Source organism: Flavobacterium sp. ZB4R12, from assembly GCF_048276375.1.
In the GTDB taxonomy this organism is placed as follows: Bacteria; Bacteroidota; Bacteroidia; order Flavobacteriales; family Flavobacteriaceae; genus Flavobacterium; species Flavobacterium gawalongense.
The window spans coordinates 39,781-63,214 of the sequence record NZ_JBLNKS010000017.1 but is presented as its reverse complement, the minus strand read 5'-3'; the positions used below and the strand labels follow the sequence as shown (position 1 = coordinate 63,214).

The 23,434-nt window shown below is 34.0% G+C and carries 16 protein-coding genes; 13 read left to right on the top strand and 3 right to left on the bottom strand.

Annotation, left to right across the window (positions count from 1 at the left end; all coding sequences use genetic code 11):
* Positions 1-27 precede the first annotated feature (27 nt).
* Positions 28-876, top strand: coding sequence for a DUF3078 domain-containing protein (locus tag ACNO7W_RS13220; protein WP_417938491.1), 849 nt, complete (start codon positions 28-30; stop codon positions 874-876).
* 269 nt (positions 877-1,145) lie between these two features.
* On the opposite strand, the gene hflX is transcribed toward ACNO7W_RS13220, so the two are convergent.
* Complete coding sequence (gene hflX / locus ACNO7W_RS13215; protein ID WP_417938490.1) at positions 1,146-2,375, bottom strand: GTPase HflX; 1,230 nt, start codon at positions 2,373-2,375, stop codon at positions 1,146-1,148.
* A 472-nt stretch (positions 2,376-2,847) separates the two neighbouring features.
* Between hflX and ACNO7W_RS13210 the strand changes: the two genes are divergently transcribed.
* The 12 genes from ACNO7W_RS13210 (at position 2,848) to ACNO7W_RS13155 (ending at position 20,456) form a co-directional block, all read left to right on the top strand.
* A complete protein-coding gene (locus ACNO7W_RS13210) occupies positions 2,848-3,711 on the top strand; it encodes an SDR family NAD(P)-dependent oxidoreductase (protein ID WP_417938489.1) in 864 nt (287 codons plus the stop codon).
* Position 3,712: 1 nt separating this feature from the next.
* Positions 3,713-4,636, top strand: coding sequence for a DMT family transporter (locus tag ACNO7W_RS13205; protein ID WP_417938488.1), 924 nt, complete (start codon positions 3,713-3,715; stop codon positions 4,634-4,636).
* Positions 4,637-5,229: 593 nt separating this feature from the next.
* Positions 5,230-5,370, top strand: a complete 141-nt coding sequence (locus tag ACNO7W_RS13200) for a phage integrase N-terminal SAM-like domain-containing protein (protein WP_417938521.1) — start codon at positions 5,230-5,232, stop codon at positions 5,368-5,370.
* A gap of 223 nt (positions 5,371-5,593) precedes the next feature.
* A complete protein-coding gene (locus ACNO7W_RS13195; protein ID WP_417938487.1) occupies positions 5,594-7,912 on the top strand; it encodes a TonB-dependent receptor in 2,319 nt (772 codons plus the stop codon).
* Positions 7,913-8,145: 233 nt separating this feature from the next.
* Entirely contained in the window at positions 8,146-10,464 is a 2,319-nt protein-coding gene (locus ACNO7W_RS13190; protein WP_417938486.1) for a TonB-dependent receptor, read from the top strand.
* Between the two features lie 213 nt (positions 10,465-10,677).
* Entirely contained in the window at positions 10,678-11,343 is a 666-nt protein-coding gene (locus ACNO7W_RS13185; protein WP_417938485.1) for an SCO family protein, read from the top strand.
* Positions 11,344-11,516: 173 nt separating this feature from the next.
* Complete coding sequence (locus ACNO7W_RS13180) at positions 11,517-11,759, top strand: FeoA family protein (protein ID WP_143387983.1); 243 nt, start codon at positions 11,517-11,519, stop codon at positions 11,757-11,759.
* Positions 11,753-13,855, top strand: coding sequence for a ferrous iron transport protein B (feoB, locus tag ACNO7W_RS13175; protein ID WP_143387984.1), 2,103 nt, complete (start codon positions 11,753-11,755; stop codon positions 13,853-13,855). Before ACNO7W_RS13180 ends, feoB begins: the two co-directional genes overlap by 7 nt.
* Positions 13,856-13,861: 6 nt before the next feature.
* Positions 13,862-13,993 carry a FeoB-associated Cys-rich membrane protein gene (locus ACNO7W_RS13170; RefSeq protein ID WP_143387985.1) on the top strand — a complete coding sequence of 44 codons (132 nt, stop codon included), beginning with the start codon at positions 13,862-13,864 and terminating at the stop codon, positions 13,991-13,993.
* 595 nt (positions 13,994-14,588) lie between these two features.
* On the top strand, positions 14,589-17,270 hold the full coding sequence (locus tag ACNO7W_RS13165) for a TonB-dependent receptor (protein ID WP_417938484.1): 2,682 nt from the start codon (positions 14,589-14,591) through the stop codon (positions 17,268-17,270).
* Between the two features lie 74 nt (positions 17,271-17,344).
* Positions 17,345-17,866, top strand: a complete 522-nt coding sequence (locus tag ACNO7W_RS13160; protein ID WP_417938483.1) for a YfiR family protein — start codon at positions 17,345-17,347, stop codon at positions 17,864-17,866.
* A gap of 136 nt (positions 17,867-18,002) precedes the next feature.
* The gene (locus ACNO7W_RS13155; RefSeq protein ID WP_417938482.1) at positions 18,003-20,456 is read left to right on the top strand and encodes a PAS domain S-box protein; all 2,454 of its coding nucleotides are present in this window, start codon (positions 18,003-18,005) and stop codon (positions 20,454-20,456) included.
* Positions 20,457-20,704: 248 nt separating this feature from the next.
* On the opposite strand, the gene ACNO7W_RS13150 is transcribed toward ACNO7W_RS13155, so the two are convergent.
* Positions 20,705-21,358 (bottom strand): metal-dependent transcriptional regulator, encoded by a 654-nt coding sequence (locus tag ACNO7W_RS13150; protein WP_417938481.1) that lies wholly within the window; start codon positions 21,356-21,358, stop codon positions 20,705-20,707.
* A gap of 147 nt (positions 21,359-21,505) precedes the next feature.
* Positions 21,506-23,377, bottom strand: a complete 1,872-nt coding sequence (locus tag ACNO7W_RS13145) for an Nramp family divalent metal transporter (protein WP_417938480.1) — start codon at positions 23,375-23,377, stop codon at positions 21,506-21,508.
* Positions 23,378-23,434: the final 57 nt, after the last annotated feature.

Here is a 23,434-nt window from a genome sequence, read left to right as displayed (position 1 = left end):
TGACGATAGAATTTAAAATATAAAGACATGAAAAAAACAGTGTTTTCTTTAGTGTTATTTTTAGTAGTAATTGCTATTAATGCACAGGAAACGGCAACAGACACCACGAAACTTTGGATAAAAAAAGGAAATTTTTCTTTGCTTTTTAATCAATCCTCTTACAACAAACAATGGCTTGGCGGTGGAACTTCAAACGTTGCGGGAAATTTTGGTCTTAATTACGATTTCAATTATAAAAATGGTGATGTAGTCTGGGATAATAAGTTCATCCTGGCTTACGGTTTAAGCAAAATAAAAGGAGCCGAAAAAACAGCTAAGACGGATGATCGTTTAGAATTGAACTCGCTTTGGGGTAAGAAGACCAAAGGAGAATGGTACTATTCCCTTTTTTTTAATTTCAAGACCCAAATGGATTCTGGCTTTGATAAAAATGGAACACGAATTTCTCATTTTTTCTCCCCTGCTTATTTTCAATTTGGACCCGGAATGTGGTGGAAAAAAAGCAATAACTTAAGTGTTAATTTTTCTCCAGCTACCGCAAAATTAATTTTAGTTCACCCCCATTTTACTGAATTTGGCTCTTCCTTTGGTGTATTACAAGGCGACTCTTCACGATTTGAATTTGGTGCAAGTATTTCAGCATATTATAAATTTAACGTAATGACAAATGTGTCCATAGAAAACAGATTAAATTTATATTCTAATTATTTGGAAAATCCGCAAAATGTTGATGTCGATTACCAAATGAATGTGATTATGAGAATCAACAAATACTTGTCGGCTAATGTAGCCGTACAGGCAATATATGATGACAATTCCATACAAGCAGTTCAGGTAAGAGAAGTCTTTGGTTTAGGGGTAAATTACGGTTTCTAAAAAAACGCATTTTTATAAAAAAGACCTTTAGAGTTACTCCTGTTTTAGCCATCCGCGTTGCAAACGCTACAATTTGTCTTTTAATTTAAGTAGGCACTCGTCACAGACGAGCACCAGAGAACGTGGATAAACGAGCACCAGTGGGGTAATTATGGTTTCTAAAAAACAGCGTTTGACAAAAAAATCCCTTTTGAAATAGTCAAAAGGGATTTTTTTTGCTCTTTCTCCCTCTCCTTTGGAGAGTCCCGAAGCGTCGGGAGGGGTGAGGATTATTCTTCCTCTTTTTCAACCGCGTCTTTATAATCAGGATATAAAAACTTATTGTAAGGAAAACGGGTGATGTGAATTTGTCTTACCGCTTCATAAACACGTTCCCTAAATTCCTCAAAATTCTCTTTTTTTGTTGCCGAAATAAACAAAGCATTTTGTTCACCTACGCGACTCATCCATGTCGATTTCCATTCTTCTAATGTGTAGTGTCTTGGCGTTTTTTCGGTCATTAAATCATCCTCATCAATAGTCAGCGGTTTGTAAGCATCTATTTTATTGAAAACCATAATTACCGGTTTGTCATTCGCTTTGATATCCAATAAAGTTTGGTTTACCGATGCGATATGGTCTTCAAATTCAGGGTGCGAAATATCAACCACATGCAATAACAAATCGGCTTCACGAACCTCATCCAACGTACTTTTGAAAGAATCTACCAATTGTGTTGGCAATTTCCTAATAAATCCTACCGTATCCGATAGCAGGAAAGGCAAGTTTTTGATGACTACTTTTCGAACGGTTGTGTCCAGTGTTGCAAAAAGTTTGTTCTCTACAAAAACATCGCTTTTCCCAACTGCATTCATCAAGGTTGATTTCCCAACATTGGTATAACCTACTAAAGCGACACGAACCATGGCGCCACGATTGCCGCGTTGCACGCCCATTTGTTTGTCGATGGTTTTTATTTTATCTTTCAATAAAGCTATCCGATCACGAACGATACGTCTGTCTGTTTCAATCTCGGTTTCCCCGGGTCCACGCATTCCAATTCCCCCTTTTTGACGCTCTAAGTGAGTCCACATTCCCGAAAGTCTTGGTAATAAATATTGACATTGCGCTAATTCTACTTGCGTTCTCGCATACGAAGTTTCGGCACGTTGTGCAAAAATATCAAGGATTAGGTGCGTTCTATCTAGGATTTTACAATCGATAATTTTAGATATATTTTTTTGTTGGGAAGGTGACAATTCATCATCAAATACCAAAGTCGAGATATCATTCTCTTTTACAAAAAGATTGATTTCCTCTATTTTTCCTGTTCCAACAAAAGTCTTGGGATTTGGGCGTTCCATTTTTTGCGAAAAACGTTTTACCACTTGGCCCCCAGCGGTAAAGGTCAAAAACTCTAATTCGTCAAGATATTCGTTTAGTTTCTCTTCACTTTGATTTTGAGTTACAATACCAACTATAGCCGTTTTTTCGAAATTTATTACTTCTTTTTCTAACATGTCTTTGAATAAGCTACAAATTTAATGATTTGTGAGGGACTTATGGAGTTCTGAGTTTATAAAAAGTCAGAAGGCGTGAATAATGATAGTTTTTTTGCGAAAGCACTATGACAAATGGAAACATCAAAACTTAATTTTGAGATGTCAATACCAGCATAATAATTGTTTTTATCATAACTTTGTTTTTAGAAAAAAAGAGTAAACGTAAGAAAACTACTTTTGACTTATCAATCCAAAATACAGGCTACAATGTCTAATAAATCGTCCAAGTTTAGCGCAGATAGAGAAAGGAGCAAGCATTGTGGACAGTACTTTTGACCAATGACACGTTTTAATTTTTATCTTTTCCTTTCTACTGTTGAAACGTTTATGATGAATTTACTTCAAATCAATTCAATTCTTTCAAAGAACAAACACAGGATGACAAACCAGATGGAATGACGAGCCGTGATTTAAAAAATTTAAAATAGAAATGACAAAAATTAGCATTCTGGGTTGTGGTTGGTTGGGTTTACCTTTGGCGAAAGCCTTGTTAGGAAATGGCTTTTCCGTGAATGGATCGACGACTACGGTGGAGAAAATTTCAGGATTAAAAAATTCTGGGATTAATCCTTTTTTAATAAATGTCACCCTGAGCGCAGTCGAAGGGGCGCTTGACAGCAAAAGTATTTCGGGGACTATTGACTCTTTTTTACAGAAAAGTACGACTTTGATTATCGATATTCCACCCAAATTGAGAGGAAACGCTAAAGGTCTCTCTCCCGACGCTTCGGGAGCGCTCGAGAAGACATTCGTTAAGAAAATAGCAATCTTAATTCCGTTTATAGAAAAATCATCTGTTAAAAACGTGCTTTTCATCAGTTCCACATCCGTTTATAATGATGCCGAACCATTTGTAACTGAAGAAACAATTCCGAAACCGGATACCGAAGGCGGCAAACAATTACTAGAGACAGAGCAGCTCTTGCAAAGCAATGAACATTTCAAAACTACTGTTCTTCGCTTTGGTGGTTTGATCGGTGAAGATCGTCAACCTGTAAAATTTTTATCGGGAAGAGAAAACCTAGATAATCCAGATGCCCCAATAAATCTAATTCATCAGAAAGATTGTATAGGTATTATTCTGAAAATTATTGAAAACAATTCTTGGAACGAAACCTTCAATGCAGTAGCTCCCTCCCATCCTTCCCGTTCCGTTTATTATACGCAAAAAGCAATTGATTTGAATTTGGCTTTACCAAATTTTAATCATTCGAAACCATCAATTGGGAAAACCATTTTAAGTAAAAAAATTGAAACCGTTTTGGGCTATACTTTTACCAAACCAAATTTATAACGTGAGAACTAAAATTAAAAACGCTTTTTCGTCTAAAGTTAACGCCATTGGATTACCCATATTAGCTTTGTGTTGGGTCAGTTTTTTTTGGGGCACCACCTGGATTGCTTCAAAAGAAGGCGTAAAACACATGCCTGCATTACAACTTGCCGCCATCAGACAATTCATTGGCGGGTTTCTGTATATTTCGTTTTTCTTATTCAAGAAAACACCTTGGCCAAAAGGGAAACAATGGAAAACCATCATTATTTTAAGCGTTCTTAATTTTGTTTTAAGTAACGGATTAAGCACTTGGGGTGTAAAATACATCAGTAGCGGACTGGGAGCTATCATTGGGGCTATTGTCCCTTTATGGATTGTGATTATTACTTTTTTTAGAGGCGAACGATTGGCACGATTAGCCGTTATTGGTTTGATCGTCAGTTTTGGTGGCGTTTGTGTTATCTTCTACGACCATTTAAATGATTTCTTGATTCCTGATTTTAGATTTGGGATTTTCATTTCGATTATTTCTACTCTAACCTGGGCATTTGGATCTTTATACACTAAGAAAAAAGCAGCTAGTTTTAATCCTTATTTTAGTTTAGGATTACAAATGTTCCTGTCCAGTATTTTGCTTTTTGCTTATACAGGAGCAACCGGCACATCTGTCAGTTTAAGTTCTATTCCAGCCATTTCGTGGTGGTCCATCGCTTATTTAGTTGTTTTTGGTTCTGTGCTTACTTTCATTGCCTTTATCTATGCGCTTCAAAACCTACCTGCAGAAATAAGTAGTATCTACGCATACATCAATCCAATTATTGCAGTAATTTTAGGTTCTGTAATTTTTGGTGAATCGCTTACAACTGCCATTGCAATAGGTGGCACAGTTACATTAAGCGGATTGTATATGGTGAATTATTCCTTGAGAAAAGGCCGTAAATAAAATATATTATTTGTCATTATTGACCGATAAAATAAAATTCGATGATTCTAAATTTATATCTATTTTTTAATTAGCTATTTGCGTTTTATTTTTCCCCAAAACAAGGTGTCATTCAGCTTTATCAATAATCCAATCTTTTTGGATTTTCTAAAATGTCCCGTCCTGAAATAAGTTGACGCAAAATCGACTTATTATCCCAAAAAACAAACGGGAAAAATAATTATTTTCATCAATCGTATTTTAAATTTTGCAACTATTAAATTACGATTTTAATTGGGAAGTCTTTTTTTGGCTTCTTTTTTATCCATTTTTATCAGAAAAGCAACGATCCTAAACAAAAAATTCACTAACTTTAATACGCCAAAACCAAAAAAAGTACCAACAGCGAAACCTATAAAACACTGAAGTGAAAGTCGGATTGCCGTTTATTTAAAAAAAAGCGGATTTGATTCCAAGTATGAGACGACAATAAGGCGCAAGATGGAGCCTGACTTTAGGTGCTTAGCACTTGCCCGATATATCCGATAATAAAATTATTTTCAAGATATAGAAGAAAAGTCCTAAACTTCCATCTATAGAAAGTAAGGACACAAATAGAAAAATTTAAACACTGGTTACTATCCAAATGCTATAGTTACAGCACGATAAAAACTTATACTAATGCATTAAAGTCGTTTTTGGTTTTCTTCAATGAAAAGACAGTTGCCGAAATCACCGAGGATGTGATACTTTAGAATACTAACTTCATCCTTAAAAACAATTTATCGGCATTCTATCAAAACCAAATTGTAAATACGATAAAACTATTTTTCAAGACCAGTTGGATTCAAAAAAATGGAGATTGAACAAATCCATCGTCCAAAACGTGCCAAAGTTAGTGGTTATTTAAAAGGTAACAGAAGAAAATATTTTATAGCGTTAATTGAGATTACTTAGTCATAACTGAAAAAAGAAATTATGAAAAAGTCTTTACTTATTATATTGGTTCTCACAGTAAATATAGCATTTGCACAACGAATAGTAACTGGGGTAATAACCGACAAAACAAACAGACCTATTGAAAGTGTAAAAGTTAGCGTAAAAAATACAGACCTAAAAACTTTTACAGATGCGACTGGTGAGTATTCAATTGAAGTGCCAGCAGCTTATGGAACACTTGAATTTGCAAAAGAAAATTTTAAAGTCCAGGTGGTTGAAATTACCGATAATGTGGTAGATTTAAACATGACATTGATTGCTGATACTGACTTGTTTGAACTCAGTTTGGATGAACTAATGAATATTGAAGTTATAACTGCTTCGAAAAAATCAGAAAATCAGAAAATTGCACCGGCAACAATTTATGTTGTCACTGAAAAAGATATTATTGAAAACGGTTACACTGATTTAACCAGTTTATTGGAAAACGTTCCGGGTGTGGTCGCTATAAGAACCGACATTTTTGCTTTTGGCGGACAACGTGGTTTTTTAAGTAATTTTTCGCAAACGCTACTGTTGGTCAACGGAAGAGAAATGCAAAATTTAATTGCTTCCGAAACATTTATTGCAACACAATTTGCAACGCATAACATAAAACAGGTTGAAATTCTGCAAGGTCCGGCTTCTGCCCTTTATGGTGCAAATGCTTTGGTTGGTGTTATTAATATCATCACAAAAAATGATTCCCCTGATTTTAATGGAACAGAGTATCATGCTGGAATTGGAACACAACAAACTCAAGCTCAAAGCATCGTTTTTGGAAAAAATTTAAATGATTTTCGTATTAGCGGCAGTTTTCGATATTTTCGTAGTACTCTTTGGGATTATAAAGATTTTATAAAAGATACCATAAATTTCAGGCAAGGATTTCCAACTAAAGCGTTTCCCGTAAACCAACAATTTAAACAGAATAGCTGGTCACTCCCATATGCTGCAAAAATTTCTTACAAAGGGTTTTATGCGGGAATAGAGGGATATGAGCTTAAAGGCAGTAGAGGACTTGAACATATTTCGTTAGATTATAAAAGTCAATACGATTATCGTCAATTAGCGTTGTATTATGCCGGTACAGAAAAAGAAATTACGGATAAACTTAAAATTAATGTAGAACTTCAATTTTATAAAGAAAGATTCTGGGGGGTAAACTACTCTTTTAACAACGCTATTTATGATACTCTTATAAAAAACGGACATAATCCGGACTTACCACTTACAGATAAAGAAATTCAAGAAAATTTCATGGATGTATATTCACAGCAATCGAGTTCAGGTTCAAAACGATATAAAGGAAATATACAATTAAATTATGTTCCAAGTCAAACCTTATCTATTATTGGTGGTTATACTTTTGATATGTTTGATTTATTAGGTATAGCTCTTTCTACAGATAGATTAAATCCTGATTTTGACGAAACACGCTCTATTGAAAATAGTATGCGTAAACCATTTTTCCGTCAGTATAAAAATTCACTGTTTTTACAATTACAAAAAACACTATTTGATAAATTATATCTCACCCTGGGTGGACGATTTGATCATCACAATATTTATAAATCCATTTTTACCTTTCGCAGTGGTTTGGTTTATACACCATTTCAAAAAACTTCAATACGATTTCTTTTTGGGCAAGCTTTCCGTGAACCTACTATTTTTGAACTTGGTGCCTTAACGGTAAAAAAAGTGGCTATTGAACTTAATCCAGTACGTATGAATACTTTTGAGGTTGGAATTAATCAATCGTTTACAAGTAATTTAATAGCGAATATTGTTGCCTACAAAAATATAGCAACAAATTTTATTGAACCTACTGAGACGGTAATTTTTAAAAATTCAGATAAAGTAATAAATATCTTTGGTATTGAAAGTCAATTGTTTTATAAAATAGGAAAAATTAGAACTGAAATTGGTTATTCTTATGTTCAAAAAGATGCTGACGATTACGCCGGAGTTAGCACTGTAAATCTTGGTGTTTATACACATAGAATAACCGGAGGTTTAACTTTTAATGCAACTGATACGTTTACAATAAATTCAAGAATCAATTATTATTCTGAAATTAAAGCAAAACATGGCAATAAGGACATTACACAAATAATTACCATTCCATCTTATGCTAAGATTAATTTGACATTTTCTTATGTAAAAATAAAAGTGTATGATGCAGAAATTACTACACAATTACTAGTTACGAATGTGTTTGATTCAAAATTTTATCAACCCGATATAAGAATAGGTGGCCCAAAACAATTTTTACAACCTGGAAGACAACTGTTTTGTAATTTGATTTTTAAATTTTAACAGTGATAAATGAATGAAGCAACCGCTAACATCAGTTTGGAAGTCAGCAAATTTTGTATGTTAAAGACAATTATTAAAAAACGAAAAAGAATTCAATAGTATTTCTCTTAAAAACACAGCTGTTTTTAATTTTTTTGATCTTGAAATTTGATAAAAGGCGGAATCAAGTTATAAATGCAAGATGACCATTTTTTTACCAACAAATTATCAATTATCAACTGAAAAAAGAAATTATGAAAAAGTTTTTATTTATTATATTGATTCTCACAGTAAATATAGCATTTGCACAACGAATAGTAACTGGAGTAATAGCCGACAAAACAAACAAACCTATTGAAAATGTAAAAGTTAGCGTGAAAAATACAGACCAAAAAACTTTTACAGATGCGGCAGGAAAGTATTCACTTGAAGTACCGGCAGCTACAGGAACTCTTGAATTTATAAAAGAAAATTTCAAAGTGCAAGTGGTTGAAATCACCAGTGAAACGGTAAATTTAAACATAACATTGATTGCTGATATTGATTTGATTGAACTCAGTCTGGAAGAACTAATGAATGTTGAAGTTATAACTGCTTCTAAAAAATCAGAAAATCAGAAAATTGCACCGGCAACAATTTATGTTGTCACTGAAAAAGATATTATTGAAAACGGTTACACTGATTTAACCAGTTTATTGGAAAACGTTCCAGGTGTGGTAGCTATAAGAACCGACCATTTTACTTTTGGCGGACAACGTGGTTTTTTAAGTAATTTTTCGCAAACGATACTGTTGGTAAACGGACGAGAAATGCAAAATTTATTTGCTTCCGAAACATTTATTTCAACACAATTTGCAACGCATAACATAAAACAGGTTGAAATTCTGCAAGGTCCGGCTTCTGCTCTTTATGGTGCAAATGCTTTGGTTGGTGTTATTAATATCATCACAAAAAATGACTCCTCTGATTTTAATAAAATAGAGTATCATACTGAAATTGGAACACAAGGAACTCAATCTCAAAGCATTGTTTTTGGAAGAAATCTAAATGATTTTCGTATTAGTGGTAGTTTTCGATATTTCCGTAGTACTCTTTGGGATTATAAAGATTTTATAAAAGACACCCTAAATTTCAGACAAGGAGTTCCTTCTAACGCATTTCCCGTAAACCAAGAATTTAAACAGACTAGCTGGTCGCTTCCATATGCTGCAAAAATTTCTTACAAAGGTCTTTATGTGGGAATAGAGGGTTATGAGCTTAAAGGCAGTAAAGGACTTGAAAATATTTCGTTAGATTACACTAATCAAAGTGATTACCGTCAATTAGCCTTGTATTATGCCGGTATAGAAAAAGAAATTACTGCCAAACTTAAAATTAATGCAGAGCTTCAATTTTATAAAGAAAGATTCTGGGGGGTAAACTACACTTTTGACAACGCTATCTATGACACTCTTGTGAAAAATGGGCATAATCCGGACATGCCCCTTACTCAACAAGAAATTAAAGACAATTTTATGGATGTATATTCACAGCAATCGAGTTCAGGTTCAAAACGATATAAAGGAAATATACAATTAAATTATGTTCCAAGTCAAACTTTATCTATTATCGGTGGTTATACTTTTGATCTGTTTGATTTATTAGGTTTAGCTCGTTCTACAGATAGATTAAATCCTAGTTTTGATGAAACACGCTCTATCGAAAATAGAATGCGCAAACCATTTTTTCGTCAGTATAAAAATTCACTGTTTTTACAATTGCAAAAAACACTTTTTGATAAATTATATCTCACGCTGGGTGGACGATTTGATCACCACAATATTTATAAATCCATTTTTACCTTTCGCAGTGGTTTGGTTTACACCCCATTTCAGAAAACTTCAATAAAATTTCTTTTTGGACAGGCTTTCCGTGAACCTAATATTTTTGAACTTGGTGCCTCATCGGTAAAAAACGTGGTTAATGAACTTGATCCGGCACGTATGAATACTTTTGAGGTTGGAATTAATCAATCGTTTACAAGTAATCTAATAGCAAATATTGTTGCCTACAAAAATATAGCAACAAATTTTATTGAACCTACCGAAACGGGGGGGTTCATAAATTCAGATAATGTAATAAATGTCTTTGGTATTGAGAGCCAATTGTTTTATAAAATAGGAAAAATTAAAACTGAAATTGGATATTCTTATGTTCATAAAGATCCTGATGATTACGCTGGTGTTAGTACCGTGAATCTTGGTGTTTATCCCCATAGAATAACCGGAGGTTTGACTTTTAATGCAACTGATACCTTTACAATCAATTCAAGGATTAATTATTATTCTGAAATTCAAGCAAAACATGGCAATAAGGACATTACACAAATAATTACCATCCCATCTTATGCTAAGATTGATTTGACATTTTCTTATGTAAAAATAAAAGTGTACGATGCCGAAATTACTACACAATTACTAGTTACGAATGTGTTTGATTCCCAATTTTATCAACCCAATATAAGAATAGGTGGTCCAAAACAATTTTTGTTGCATGGAAGACAACTATTTTGCAATTTGATTTTTAAATTTTAACAATGATAAAGGAATGAGGCAACCGCTAACATCAGTTTGGAAGTCAGCAAATTTTGTATGTTAAAGTCAATTTTGAAAAAACGAAAAAAAATTCAATAGTATTTGTCTTAAAAATACAGCTGTTTTTAATTTTTTTACTATTCAAATTTGATAAAATTAAAAGAGATTCTTTTTTAAAATTACCTTTTCGTAATTTTGCCCCAAATTACTCTTATGAAATCTATTTTTTACAAATACCGAAAGTTCTTTGGTGTTTTATTAGCCTTCTCCATCATAACGATTTACTTGTTTTATGTGGCTCTTAAACCCAGTAAATCACTTCCGATTTTTAATCCATCAGATGTAAACCCGGAATTAGTAGACAGTACTGTACAATACATCAGTAAATACCATACCATTGCTGATTTTTCTTTTGTAAACCAAAACGGAAAAACCATCACTCAAAAAGATTATGAAGGAAAAGTATATGTTGCTGATTTTTTCTTTACCACCTGCGGTTCTATTTGTCCAAAAATGACAACTAATTTAGCGGAAGTTCAAAAAGCTTTTATAAATAATCCAAAGGTGATGCTGCTTTCCCATACCGTTTTCCCGGAAACTGATAGCGTTCCTGTTTTGAAAGCTTATGCCGTAAAAAATGGAGTTATCGATAGTAAATGGAATTTAGTAACTGGAGACAAAAAAGAGATCTATACTATGGCCAGAAAGTCCTATTTGGCAGTAAAAATGGGAAAACCAAGCGAACTATACGATATGGTTCATACCGAAAACTTTGTTCTGGTGGATACCCAAAAAAGGGTTCGTGGTTTTTATGACGGAACAAATAAAGAAGACATAAAACGCTTGATCGAAGATATTAATTTTTTGAGCAACGAATAACACATCCTTTTTACAGCTATTCTTTTCTTTACTTTCCCTTTTTTATTTCAAACTTAGCACCCATTCTTTAGGCTGCTGCCATTTATTTTAATTCTGTTACAAATGTGATAATTATCATTTTTGTTTGTATTATAATGTGTATTTTTGCAATCTTAATTCAATCTAAATAAGGTTTGCAAACAACGCTAAATTCTCTCAAAAAAGGCGAGAAAGCCATTATAAAAGACTTTGACATCGATACCGTTCCATTAAAATTATTGGAAATGGGTTGCTTGCCTGGTAACTTGGTAGAATTACTTCAAATTGCTCCTTTTGGAGATCCTCTATATTTGAATATTAATGGTTCACATGTGGCCATCCGTGTGGAAACAGCAAAAGAAATTGAAGTTGACATAATCAAAACCAATTTATGGTAAGCAATCAGAACATTAATGTCGCTTTGATAGGAAATCCAAATGTGGGCAAAACATCGGTTTTTAATCAACTGACTGGCTTGAACCAACAAGTGGGGAATTATCCCGGAATTACGGTTGAAAAAAAGATTGGTTTTTGCAAATTACCCAATAATGTCAAAGCTAATATTCTGGATTTGCCCGGAACCTACAGCCTGAATGCCAGTTCGATTGACGAAAATGTAGTTATTGAATTATTGCTGAACAAAAACGATAAATTATATCCGGACGTGGCACTTGTAGTCACTGATGTTGAAAATCTAAAACGAAATTTACTTCTTTTTACACAAATAAAAGATTTAGAAATCCCGACTATTCTGATCATAAACATGGCTGATAGAATGGCGTATAAAGGAATAACACTAGACATTCCTTATCTTGAAGAACATTTAAAAACAAAAATTGCACTGATTAGTTCCCGAAAAGGCTTTGGAATTGATGCATTAAAAAAATTGATTGTTAATTACAAATCTATTTCCAGTGAACCTTGTTTGAATGCATCGAGTATTGACCCTGAATATTTCAATACGTTGCGCAAAACATTTCCCAACCAATTATTGTATAAATTGTGGTTAGTGATTACGCAGGATGTAAATTTCCTGAATTTAGATCGTAAAGAAATCCGAAGTTCGTTTACCAAATCGCATTCGGATTTAAAGCGTTTGCAACAAAAAGAAACCATAAAACGGTATCAGTTTATTAATGATGTGCTGAAAGTTGGATTAAAAATTGACGAAACTGTCGCTAAAGATTTCCGTAGCAAACTGGACCGCGTGCTCACACATAAGGTTTGGGGTTACTTTATTTTCTTTTTGATCTTATTTGTAATTTTTCAATCTATTTTCGAATGGTCTAAAATTCCGATGGATTTCATCGATAGCACTTTTGCTTCGTTGAGTTCTCTAACTGCTGACAATTTACCCGCTGGAGTTCTAACCAATTTAATTTCGCAGGGAATTATCCCGGGAATTGGAGGAATTTTGATATTTATCCCACAGATCGCATTCTTGTTTATGTTTATCTCCATTCTCGAAGAAAGTGGTTACATGAGCCGAGTGGTTTTCCTAATGGACAAAATCATGAGAAAATTTGGTTTATCCGGTAAAAGTGTTGTGCCGCTAATTTCAGGAACAGCCTGTGCCATTCCGGCGATTATGGCCACCCGAAATATTGAAAACTGGAAGGAAAGACTCATCACCATTTTGGTAACCCCATTTACAACCTGCTCCGCCAGATTGCCTGTTTATGCGATTATTATCGCACTGGTAATCCCAGATAATCGCGTTTTTGGTTTCCTGAATATGCAAGGAATGACATTGATGTTGTTGTATCTTTTGGGTTTTGGAATGGCTATTTTTTCGGCTTACATTTTAAATAAAATCTTAAAAATTAAAGGAAAAACGTACTTTGTTGTTGAAATGCCCAATTATAAATTACCTCTTTTCAAGAACGTGGGAATCAATGTAATTGAGAAAACCAAAGCCTTTATTTTTGGCGCAGGAAAAATCATATTAGCCATTTCTATTGTTTTATGGTTTTTGGCCTCTTACGGACCAGGAGAAAAATTCAATAATGCAGAAAAGATAGTTACTGAAAATACAAAGGAAAATCCATTATCAGAAGCAGAATTTGAAAATGCGGTAGCATCACAGAAACTGGAAAATTCATATATCGGGTTAATGGGAAAAACCATTGAACCCGCAATTTCGCCTTTGGGTTACGACTGGAAGATAGGCATAGCTATTATCAGTTCGTTTGCAGCGAGAGAAGTTTTTGTGGGAACATTGGCTACCATTTATAGTGTAGGCGGGAGTGATAATGAAGTTACCATCAAAAATAAAATGGCTGCTGAAATCAATCCTGTAACGGGAGAAAAAATATTCAATTTTGCCTCAGGCATATCTTTATTGCTGTTTTATGCTTTTGCCATGCAATGTGCCAGCACACTTGCCGTTACAAAAAAAGAAACCAATTCTTGGAAATGGCCGGCTGGACAATTGATATTCATGTCTGGGTTTGCCTATGTCGTTGCTTTGATTGCCTATCAAATACTGAAATAAGTGATTATGGATATTCAAGAAATTTTAGCTTTTGTTGCACTTGCGATTGCCCTTGCCTTTTTAATCCGAAAATTCTTTTTAAAAAAGAAGAAATCAGATAAAAATTGCGGTGATGATGATGATTGTGGCTGTCATTAAAATTTTTGTTTAAATTCATTCGGGTTAAACTTCCCTTAAAAAAACAATCCTTTAATTTAAGTTAATTAATTTAAATTAACTAAATTTACATAGCATAAAAGTGTAGTATTAGACTTAAAGTCAGTTGTTTTCATTTTTTCTATTTCAAAAGAATGGCTTCCGATTTGAACTTGAATCTAAAGTGCCTTCTCGATATAATTTCAAGACTTTTAGCTTTACTCCTACACAAGCAATCGGAATTATAGAACTATTATGAATTGGTAATCGGTATACGATTAAACAGTCATAATTTTTAGTAAAATATGTGATTAATGAGTTATAAAACTTTCAATCCTAATTAAAATATTTCAGATTTTGTCATAGAGATCTAATCGTTGTAATTGGATTGGCATCTTTTAATAATTTAAAGGAGAAAACTACAAGAAACCTCAATACAAATACCGTTATGAAAAAAAAGAAACTATCCTTTTCATTTCATAATTATTCTTTTCATTGGCTACTTTTTCACTAATGTGTTAAGCCGTTAAATGGACATTTTTTTACAATTATGATGTTGCAATTGATTTCAAATCAAAAAAACCGATATCAACTAATTATGAAAAAGCTTGCTTTATTATTATTTATGCTAAACGTCACGTTTCTATTTGCTCAAAAAGAAATTTCTGGTTTTGTAATAGATAACGCCGGAGTTGCTTTGTCAGGTGTTAACATCACCGAAAAAGGAACAAATAACAGTGTTTCTACAGATATCAATGGGGCATACCAGATTAATGTTAAAGAGGGAGCAACTTTAGTCTTTAGTTATTTTAATTTTCCTAAGCAAGAATACGACACAACTGATCCCATTCTAAATGTTGTTTTATCCGAAGAAGGTGGACAAAGTCTCAGCGAAGTTGTGGTTACCGGAACAAGAGCTACGCCCAGAAGCAATACCACGACTACACTTCCTATCGATATATTATCAGCTGAAGACCTGACTTCAACCGGACAATCAACTTTTGACAAAGCATTACAGTACAGAATTCCATCCTTTAACACGGCTCAAACTCCTGTAAATGATGCGACTTCATTACTTGACCCATACGAAATTAGAAATATGGGGCCCAGTAGAACCTTAATACTTATCAACGGAAAACGGAAAAACTTAAGTTCCTTACTTTATGTTCAAACGTCTCCAGGCCAAGGAGAAACAGGTGCTGATATTTCTGCAATACCAATTGACGCTATCGAAAGAGTAGAGATTCTGCGGGATGGCGCATCGCCCCAGTACGGTTCTGATGCGATAGCTGGGGTAATAAATATTATTTTAAAAAAGAGAACAGATAATGGCTCCATAACTGTAAAAACAGGCATTACGGCTGAAGGTGATGGCGAAATGCTAGGTGTGAGTTTGAACAATGGTTCAACTGTGGGAGAAAAAGGATTTGTAAATTATACTTTAGATTTTTCAAAAGTGAACTTGGCCGATAGACCCGGAAAAGTTGATTTAGATGGAGATTTTGCTGACTTCGGGGGGACTATCTCTGGTGTTAACACCTTAGCAGATGTTAAATCTTTTCTTGCAAAATATCCAGATGCCCAAACCATCAATGGATCTCCAGAAACTGCTGCTGCAAAATTTTTGATAAACGGTGGGTCTGATTTATCAGCTGATACGCAATTGTATTATAATGCCGCTTATGTCTATAAAAAAGTAAATTCTTTCGCCAATTATAGAACACCATACTGGGGCTATGGAGGAGGCATTACTTTAAACGATCTTCCCTACTTATTAGACTTCTTTGGAGACGGAACAGTTGCGTCTTACAAAGGGTATCACCCGACATTTATAGGAGATTTGAACGATTACAATGCTTCCTTGGGTTATAAATTTATAAGGAATGGATGGAATACTGATGCCAGCATAACTGTAGGTGGTAATACGCAAACCTATACGGTAGAAAACTCACATAACAGATCAGACATAAAAGATTCTAATGGGGTTAATGTCTATCAAGAGAACAGTCCAATATTTTTTAAACCAGGGGGAGAAGCGTTTAACCATATTGTGGGTAACTTAGATATTTCTAAAGTATTATCTGATAAAATAAGTGTCGGTTTTGGTTCTGAAATTAGAACAGAAACTTTTGAAGTGATTGAAGGAGACAAAGCATCTTGGGATGGATTTGGTGCCGATTCATTTGCCGGTAATAGACCCGAGAATTCAGGAAAATGGAATCGTTATAATTTAGGCGGATACTTTGATTTAGCTTATGATTTTACTAAAGATTTCTTAGTAAACGGTACGGTTCGTTATGAGGATTATAGTGATTTTGGTGGGGCAACGGTTTGGAAATTAAGTTCTAGATATAAATTTTCTGACGATAAAATTACCTTAAGGGGGTCTGTTTCCACTGGATTTAGAGCGCCGACATTACACCAAATTTACACCCAAAAATCACAATATTCATTTTCTCCAGGACAGGGAATCCAAGTTAATGGTATTATAAACAATGTTTCACTACAGGCACGCCAATTAGGCATCCCTCGATTAGACGCTGAAAAATCAACCAACATAACTGTGGGAATAGGTGTGAAACCTCTAAAAAACTTTAACTTCACTATAGACTATTATAACATTAAAGTAAAAGACAGAATTATCTTGGGAGATAAAGTAGCCACACAATTTGGCAGCGTTGCCTGGTTTGAAAATTCATTCGATTCGAGAACCTCAGGCCTAGATGTAGTCATTAATTACAGGACTATAGAATTAGGAACCGGAGAATTAGGATTCAATTTGTCAGGAAACGTAACTTTTGAAAATAAAAGAATTTCACCGGTTGCAAGTGATAATTTTGGAACAACATTAGACGCTTTAATGTTTACATCAAGACCCGAAACAAAATGGATTTTGGGAGCAAATTACAGAATTAGAAAATTTGACTTAACTATTAACAACACTTATTTTGGAAAAGCTACTTTCAAACAGCAAGGTTTAGATTCAAATTTAAGAACTGAGTTTACGCCAAAAATAGTTACTGATTTAGGAATAGATTTCGCTGCAACTGATAAATTAATACTGGCACTTAATGTGAATAATTTATTAAATGTATTGCCTGAATGGAAATTTAAAGCCGAAAACGCAGTTGGAGCTGCCATTTTGAATAATCCTGCTCAAGTAAAATCAGAATTTAACTTGATTACATTCAATGGCCGTTATTATCAAACGACCTACCAAGGATTCCACTTTAGTCAATTAGGAACCTTGTTCAGTTTGTCATTAAATTATAAATTCTAAAATCAGAATTTTTAAAAATAAAACAGCATTAATTATTTCAAATCACGGCAAAACTTCATTAAAAATAAAAGATAATGGCAATTAAAAATCACATATTATTTTTGGCAGGGATCATCATACTGATGGGAGGAAATCCAATAGCAGCTCAGAAGAAAATCAAGATGGAAGAGTATGAATTAAAAGCTGCTTTTCTTATTCGTTTTGTAGATTATGTTTATTGGAAAGATTACTCTAAAAACAAAACTTTTAAGATCGCTATTCTGGAAGAAAGCCCAATTACTTCCTCATTGCTGAATATGACTAAAAACAAAAAAATGGAAATAAAGGAGTATAAAAATTTGAACGAGACAGGTTTTTGTAATATCCTGTTTGTCCCTTACGATTGTACCATTCCAATTGAAACAATTCTTTCAAAATTTTCCGGCAAGCCCGTATTGATTGTAACAGAACAAAATGGCTACGGAAAGAAAGGATCGCATATGAATTTTGTTATGGTTGAAAATAAATTAAAATTTGAAGTAAATCTAAAAGCAATAAATAAATCCGGAATTGGAATCAGTTCATTCTTGCTGCAACATGCAATTATTGTGCAATAGTTGTATCAAATTACAAATTTTCATCGTTCCATTTGTGTATGAATTCGAGTGAAGAGAAGAAGACTTGAGAGAAAGTGCAGCGACAGTGTTTTTAGTATGCGAAGTACTATTTTTAATATTGAAAAACAACAAACAAATGATGAATCTACGTAACATCTCCATTAAAAACAAGCTGGTGCTAATGCAGGTTTTTACCTCTGCATTTGTATTAGGGCTTTGTATTACAGCTTTTGTACTAATAGACATTAAAGGATTCAAAGACCGGAAAGTGGTCAGTTCAATTGCCATTGCGCAAGTAGTCGGTTTTAATAGTGTTTCTGCTCTTGAGTTTTTGGACAATGTTGCAGCAAAAAAAATTCTATCAGAATTAACAGTACAAAATGACATTTTAAATGCAACTATTCTGGACAAAAAAGGAACTGTTTTTGCATCCTATACAAAACCGGGCTCCAATCCTAAATATCGCTTTTCTGTACCTGCGATGGATCAAAAAAGTTTCCTGTTTACCAATGAAAATCTTTTTGTTTACAACAAAATCATAAAAGATAATAAAACGATAGGATTAGTTTGTATCCGATTTGAACTATCGGAATTGAATAAAATAAAAATGGCTGTTTTGCGTCTGGGAATAGTATTATTAATTGTCGGAATCGGACTCGCTTTTTTAATTGCCATGATTATTAAAAAATACATCTCAAAACCCTTGCTGAACTTGGTGACAGTAATACAACAGATAAAGGATACAGGTGATTATAAAACCCGTATGGTTATTGAAGGAAAAGATGAAATCAGCATCCTTTCCTTAGGGCTTAATGATATGCTGGAAAATATTGAAAAAAGAGACAATGAAGTGGCACAATCCAAAGAACAATTGAACAAACAAAATACACTTTTACAATCGGTTATACAAAATATGGGTGATGGACTGATCGTTGCTGATGAGAATAGAAAATTCATACTCTGGAATGCTGCCGGCGAAAGAATAATTGGAATTGGACCTATGGATATTCCTATAGACAGATGGGCTGAAACCTATGGCTTCTTTATGCCCGATACCAGAGCAATTTTTAATACTAATGAACTTCCTTTAGTAAAAGCATTAAATGGTGAAGAAGTGGACAATATGGAAATATTTATCCAAAATTACAAAAAACCCGAAGGTCTTTCTGTAATTGTAACTGCCAGACCTTTAAAAAATTTAGCTGGTGGAATAACTGGTGGGGTTCTAGTTATTCATGACATCACGGAACGAAAAAATTCAGAAAACGAGATTAAAAAACTAAATGAAGAACTGGAACGAAAAGTAACAGAACGTACAGCCCAATTGGCAGAAGCCATAGAAACACTTCGCAAAAGCGAAGAAAAATATCGTGAAATAGTGGAAAACATCAGCGATGTAGTCCATACTTCGGATTACAAAGGTTATTTTACCTACATCAATCCTGCATGTAAAAAACTAACGGGTTACATACAAAATGAAATTATAGGAAAACATTTTTCAGAAATCGTTGCTCCAGAGTGGAGAGACCGTGTGGCCGAGTTCTATTTAAATCAATTTAAAAATAAAATAGATGAAACATTATTTTCATTTCCCATCATTACCAAAGCCAGAGAAGAAAAATGGGTTGAACAAACGGTAATGCAATTAAGAGAAGGGAATAGGATAACCGGACATAAATCTATTATGAGAGATATAACTGAACGGAAAGCGGCCGAACAAAAATTAAAAGAAAGCGAAGGCCAATTGCAAACCATATTTAATGAGGCACCAGATGCCTTAATTGTGATAAATGATGAGGGAATCATTATTAGATGGAATCCACAAGCCGAAAAAACATTCGGATGGTCATTAGTGGAGGCTATAGGAAAACCTATGCGTGATTTAATTATTCCTGAACAGTATAGAGAGAATCATACTAAAGGTTTCAAAAATTTCCTTATAACAGGTGAAGGACCTATTATTAATAAAACAATAGAAATCACGGCCCTTAATAAAAAAAATGAAGAATTTGATATTGAGCTGACAGTGTCTCCAGCTACTATTTTAGGTAAGTATATCTTCATTGCTTTTATCAAAGATATATCATTAAGAAAAAAAATGGAAAATGAAAAAAAAGAAGCAGACAAATTAGTGCATCTTAATGAATTAAAATTGAAATTAATTCTGGAAAATATTGGAGAGGGAATTATTGTTACCGATAGCCAGAAAAGAATTGTTTTATCCAATCACATGGCGGAAGAAATTATAGGAATAAAGCAAGATACCGAACACCCCACTACTCTTGATTGGTCAACTAAATATGATTTATATTATCCTGACGAACAAACCATTTTTCCTGCCCAGAACCTTCCGTTGGAAAAAGCATTAAAAGGAGAATCAACCGATGACGTTGAAATAATAATTGAAGATTCAGAAACTAAAGCCAAAAAACGGGTTATCATTAGCGGTAGACCAATAATAGATGAAAACAACTATATTATAGCCGCAGTTGCAAATATAAAAGACATTACCTATTACAAAGAACTTGAGGTGGCTTTAGAGGAAAGCGAACAGAAATATCGAAAATTAATTGGTTTTAAAAAGGGATAAAAAACAGAACGATACTATCCAATTAAACATAGAATTTACTGTACTCTTTTTTTAAACTTAAATGGACTTAAATTCCTTATATGGTTTATATTTTTCACCATATAAGGAATTTAAGTCCATTTAAGAAATGCCGTAATTATTGCATTTTGTTGCAGTAAAAATACAACTATAATTACTGTTGGAACCAGGCTTACTTTACATACCCAATCTTTATGTAAATAATTGATTCAAAGATAAGGCCAAAATTATTACGTTAACTTCACAAAGAGATTGCTTGCGATTTTATTTGAAATCGTCAAATCCTTACTGTCAACTTTTATTTTTAAGGACAAATCGAAACTTTCCTTACTAATTACTTCAATTTTAGAACCCAGTGCAATCCCTTGTTTGTCTAAATATTTTAGAAATTCTGATGAAGTGTCTTGTACGCCAACACATATTCCTGCTTGATTTTCGTGTAATTCCGAAAGCAATTGCTTTTCAACTTTAACGATTCGCCCATTTGCATCCGGAATGGGATCACCATGCGGATCTTCGGTTGGATTGCCTAGAAAATCATCCAGTTTATTAATGAGTTTTTCGGATTTAATATGCTCCAATTGTTCCGCAACATCGTGTACCTCATCCCAGGAAAAGTCTAATTTCTCCACTAAAAAAACTTCCCATAAACGGTGTTTTCGCACAATCATTTTAGCAGCTAACTTTCCGTTTTCGGTCAATGAAACGCCCTGGTATTTTTTATAATTCACCAGATCTTTTTCGGCTAATTTTTTCAGCATATCGGTTACGGAGGACGCTTTGGTCTCCATCATTTCGGCAATGGCGTTCGTGCTGACTTCGGAATCAGACAAAATTGTTAAATGATAAATAGCTTTAAGATAGTTCTCTTCTGAAAATGTCATTGGGATTTTAGATTTTAGATTGCAGATTTTAGATTGCAGATTTATGACATGTACTTTGATAAATTCAGCATCACACCATAAACTTTCACAAATTTATATCATATTACAAATATCTTAATACTTGATGCAATATACTTAATACAATATTCAATTTTTCACAATAAATAACGGAATCGATATTTTGCGTCGCACTTTATCAACGGTAGTTCCAAAGATTAAATCTTTGAAATCCGTATGCCCATGCGTTCCCATTACTAAAACATCAAATTTCCCTTCATTAATCATTTGAGGGATGACTTTATTGGGTTTTCCAAAACCTAATTTTGTGGTAATTTTATATCCTTTCTCCGTTAGCATTTCTCGGTATTCTTCTAATAATTTTTCGTCTATTAAAGTTTCGTGATCATCAACATTTTCACCATAAATCATGGCTCCAACCGTTTCTTCCACGTGAATTAAGGTATATTTTGCATCTGTTCCGCCTAATTCAAAAGCACTATTTAAAGCGATTTCATCTGCGCTGGAAAAATCTACAGTAACGGCAATATTCTTTTTGTCATAACATCCTGATTTAGAAAATTGCAGTTTTAAATTATGTGGCGAATGGTTATAAATATCTATTTTCGATTTTGTAACAAAAGGATTAAATACAATATAAAGCAACAAAATCAGGAAACCTATGGCTAACGGAACAACCGTTAACCATAATAGTATTGGATTTTCAGAGGTTTCGAGCCATCCGTTTATTTCGTCAAAAACCAATTTGGAGTTAAGCGAAACAATAATTAATGCGATAAGCCATGCAAAAATCCGTGTGGGTCTGCCGATGTGAAAACCTTTCATTTTTGATTTATCGCTCACAAAATGAATCAACGGAATAATGGCAAAACCCAATTGCAAACTCAAAATCACCTGACTCAATATCAGTAATTTACCCGTAACGCCTTCGCCAAAAATTGAAATCACAATGACTGCCGGAACGATAGCTATAAGTCGGGTGATGATTCTTCGAATCCAGGGCTGGATGCGTAAATTCAGATAGCCTTCCATAACAATTTGCCCGGCCAGTGTCCCGGTAATGGTGGAACTTTGCCCTGCGGCAATCAAAGCCACCGCAAATAATATTGGTGCCCATTTGCTCCCCAAAAGCGGCTCCAGAAATTTATGCGCATCTTGAATCTCCGATACATTAAACATACCGCTTTTATAAAATGTGGCTGCCGCCAATATTAAAATGGCCGCATTTACTAAAAAGGCTAAGTTCAAAGCAATGGTAGAATCAATGAAATTATATTTCAACGCTTCCTTAATCCCCGCCTTGCTTCTGTCTAATTTTCTGGTTTGCACCAAGGCAGAGTGCAAATATAAATTGTGAGGCATTACCGTTGCCCCTATAATTCCGATGGCGATATATAAAGCGGCCTCTCCGGGCAGTGAAGGAATCAAACCATAAATCACCTTATCCAATTCAGGCTGGGCGAATATCATTTCAAAAATGAATGAAAACCCAATGATTCCAACCAATACAATGATGAAAGCCTCCATTTTTCGGATGCCTTTGTTGATTAGAAACAATAATAAAAAAGTGTCTAAAACCGTAATCAGCACCCCTTCGATTAATGGAATATCAAACAATAGATTAATCCCGATTGCCATTCCTAAAACTTCGGCCAAATCACAGGCAGCAATAGCAATTTCGGCAAGGAAATAAAGAATATAATTGATGAATTTAGGATACGTTTCGCGTGAGGCTTGCGCCAAATCACGTTGGGTAACAATTCCAAGTCGGGCACTTAAACTTTGTAGCAACAAAGCCATAATATTACTCATCAATAAAACCCAAATCAAAGCGTAGCCAAACTGACTGCCGCCTGCAATATCGGTTGCCCAATTTCCCGGATCCATATAGCCCACGCTGATCAAATAAGCAGGCCCGGAAAAAGCTAATATTTTTCTGAATACTGATGTTTTGTTGTGAGCCGCTACTGATTCGTGAACTTCTTCTAAAGATTTTCCCATGGTTGAAATTAAATTATTAAAGCAAATGTAATTAAAAAATTTGTTTTGCGAAATATA

Excerpts from the sequence above, each read along its gene's own strand:
- ACNO7W_RS13220 (WP_417938491.1), top strand. The coding sequence starts at position 28 with ATGAAAAAAACAGTGTTTTCTTTAGTGTTATTTTTAGTAGTAATTGCT.
- hflX (WP_417938490.1), bottom strand. The coding sequence starts at position 2,375 with ATGTTAGAAAAAGAAGTAATAAATTTCGAAAAAACGGCTATAGTTGGT.
- ACNO7W_RS13210 (WP_417938489.1), top strand. The coding sequence starts at position 2,848 with ATGACAAAAATTAGCATTCTGGGTTGTGGTTGGTTGGGTTTACCTTTG.
- ACNO7W_RS13195 (WP_417938487.1), top strand. The coding sequence starts at position 5,594 with ATGAAAAAGTCTTTACTTATTATATTGGTTCTCACAGTAAATATAGCA.
- ACNO7W_RS13190 (WP_417938486.1), top strand. The coding sequence starts at position 8,146 with ATGAAAAAGTTTTTATTTATTATATTGATTCTCACAGTAAATATAGCA.
- ACNO7W_RS13185 (WP_417938485.1), top strand. The coding sequence starts at position 10,678 with ATGAAATCTATTTTTTACAAATACCGAAAGTTCTTTGGTGTTTTATTA.
- feoB (WP_143387984.1), top strand. The coding sequence starts at position 11,753 with ATGGTAAGCAATCAGAACATTAATGTCGCTTTGATAGGAAATCCAAAT.
- ACNO7W_RS13170 (WP_143387985.1), top strand. The coding sequence starts at position 13,862 with ATGGATATTCAAGAAATTTTAGCTTTTGTTGCACTTGCGATTGCCCTT.
- ACNO7W_RS13165 (WP_417938484.1), top strand. The coding sequence starts at position 14,589 with ATGAAAAAGCTTGCTTTATTATTATTTATGCTAAACGTCACGTTTCTA.
- ACNO7W_RS13160 (WP_417938483.1), top strand. The coding sequence starts at position 17,345 with ATGGCAATTAAAAATCACATATTATTTTTGGCAGGGATCATCATACTG.
- ACNO7W_RS13155 (WP_417938482.1), top strand. The coding sequence starts at position 18,003 with ATGATGAATCTACGTAACATCTCCATTAAAAACAAGCTGGTGCTAATG.
- ACNO7W_RS13150 (WP_417938481.1), bottom strand. The coding sequence starts at position 21,358 with ATGACATTTTCAGAAGAGAACTATCTTAAAGCTATTTATCATTTAACA.
- ACNO7W_RS13145 (WP_417938480.1), bottom strand. The coding sequence starts at position 23,377 with ATGGGAAAATCTTTAGAAGAAGTTCACGAATCAGTAGCGGCTCACAAC.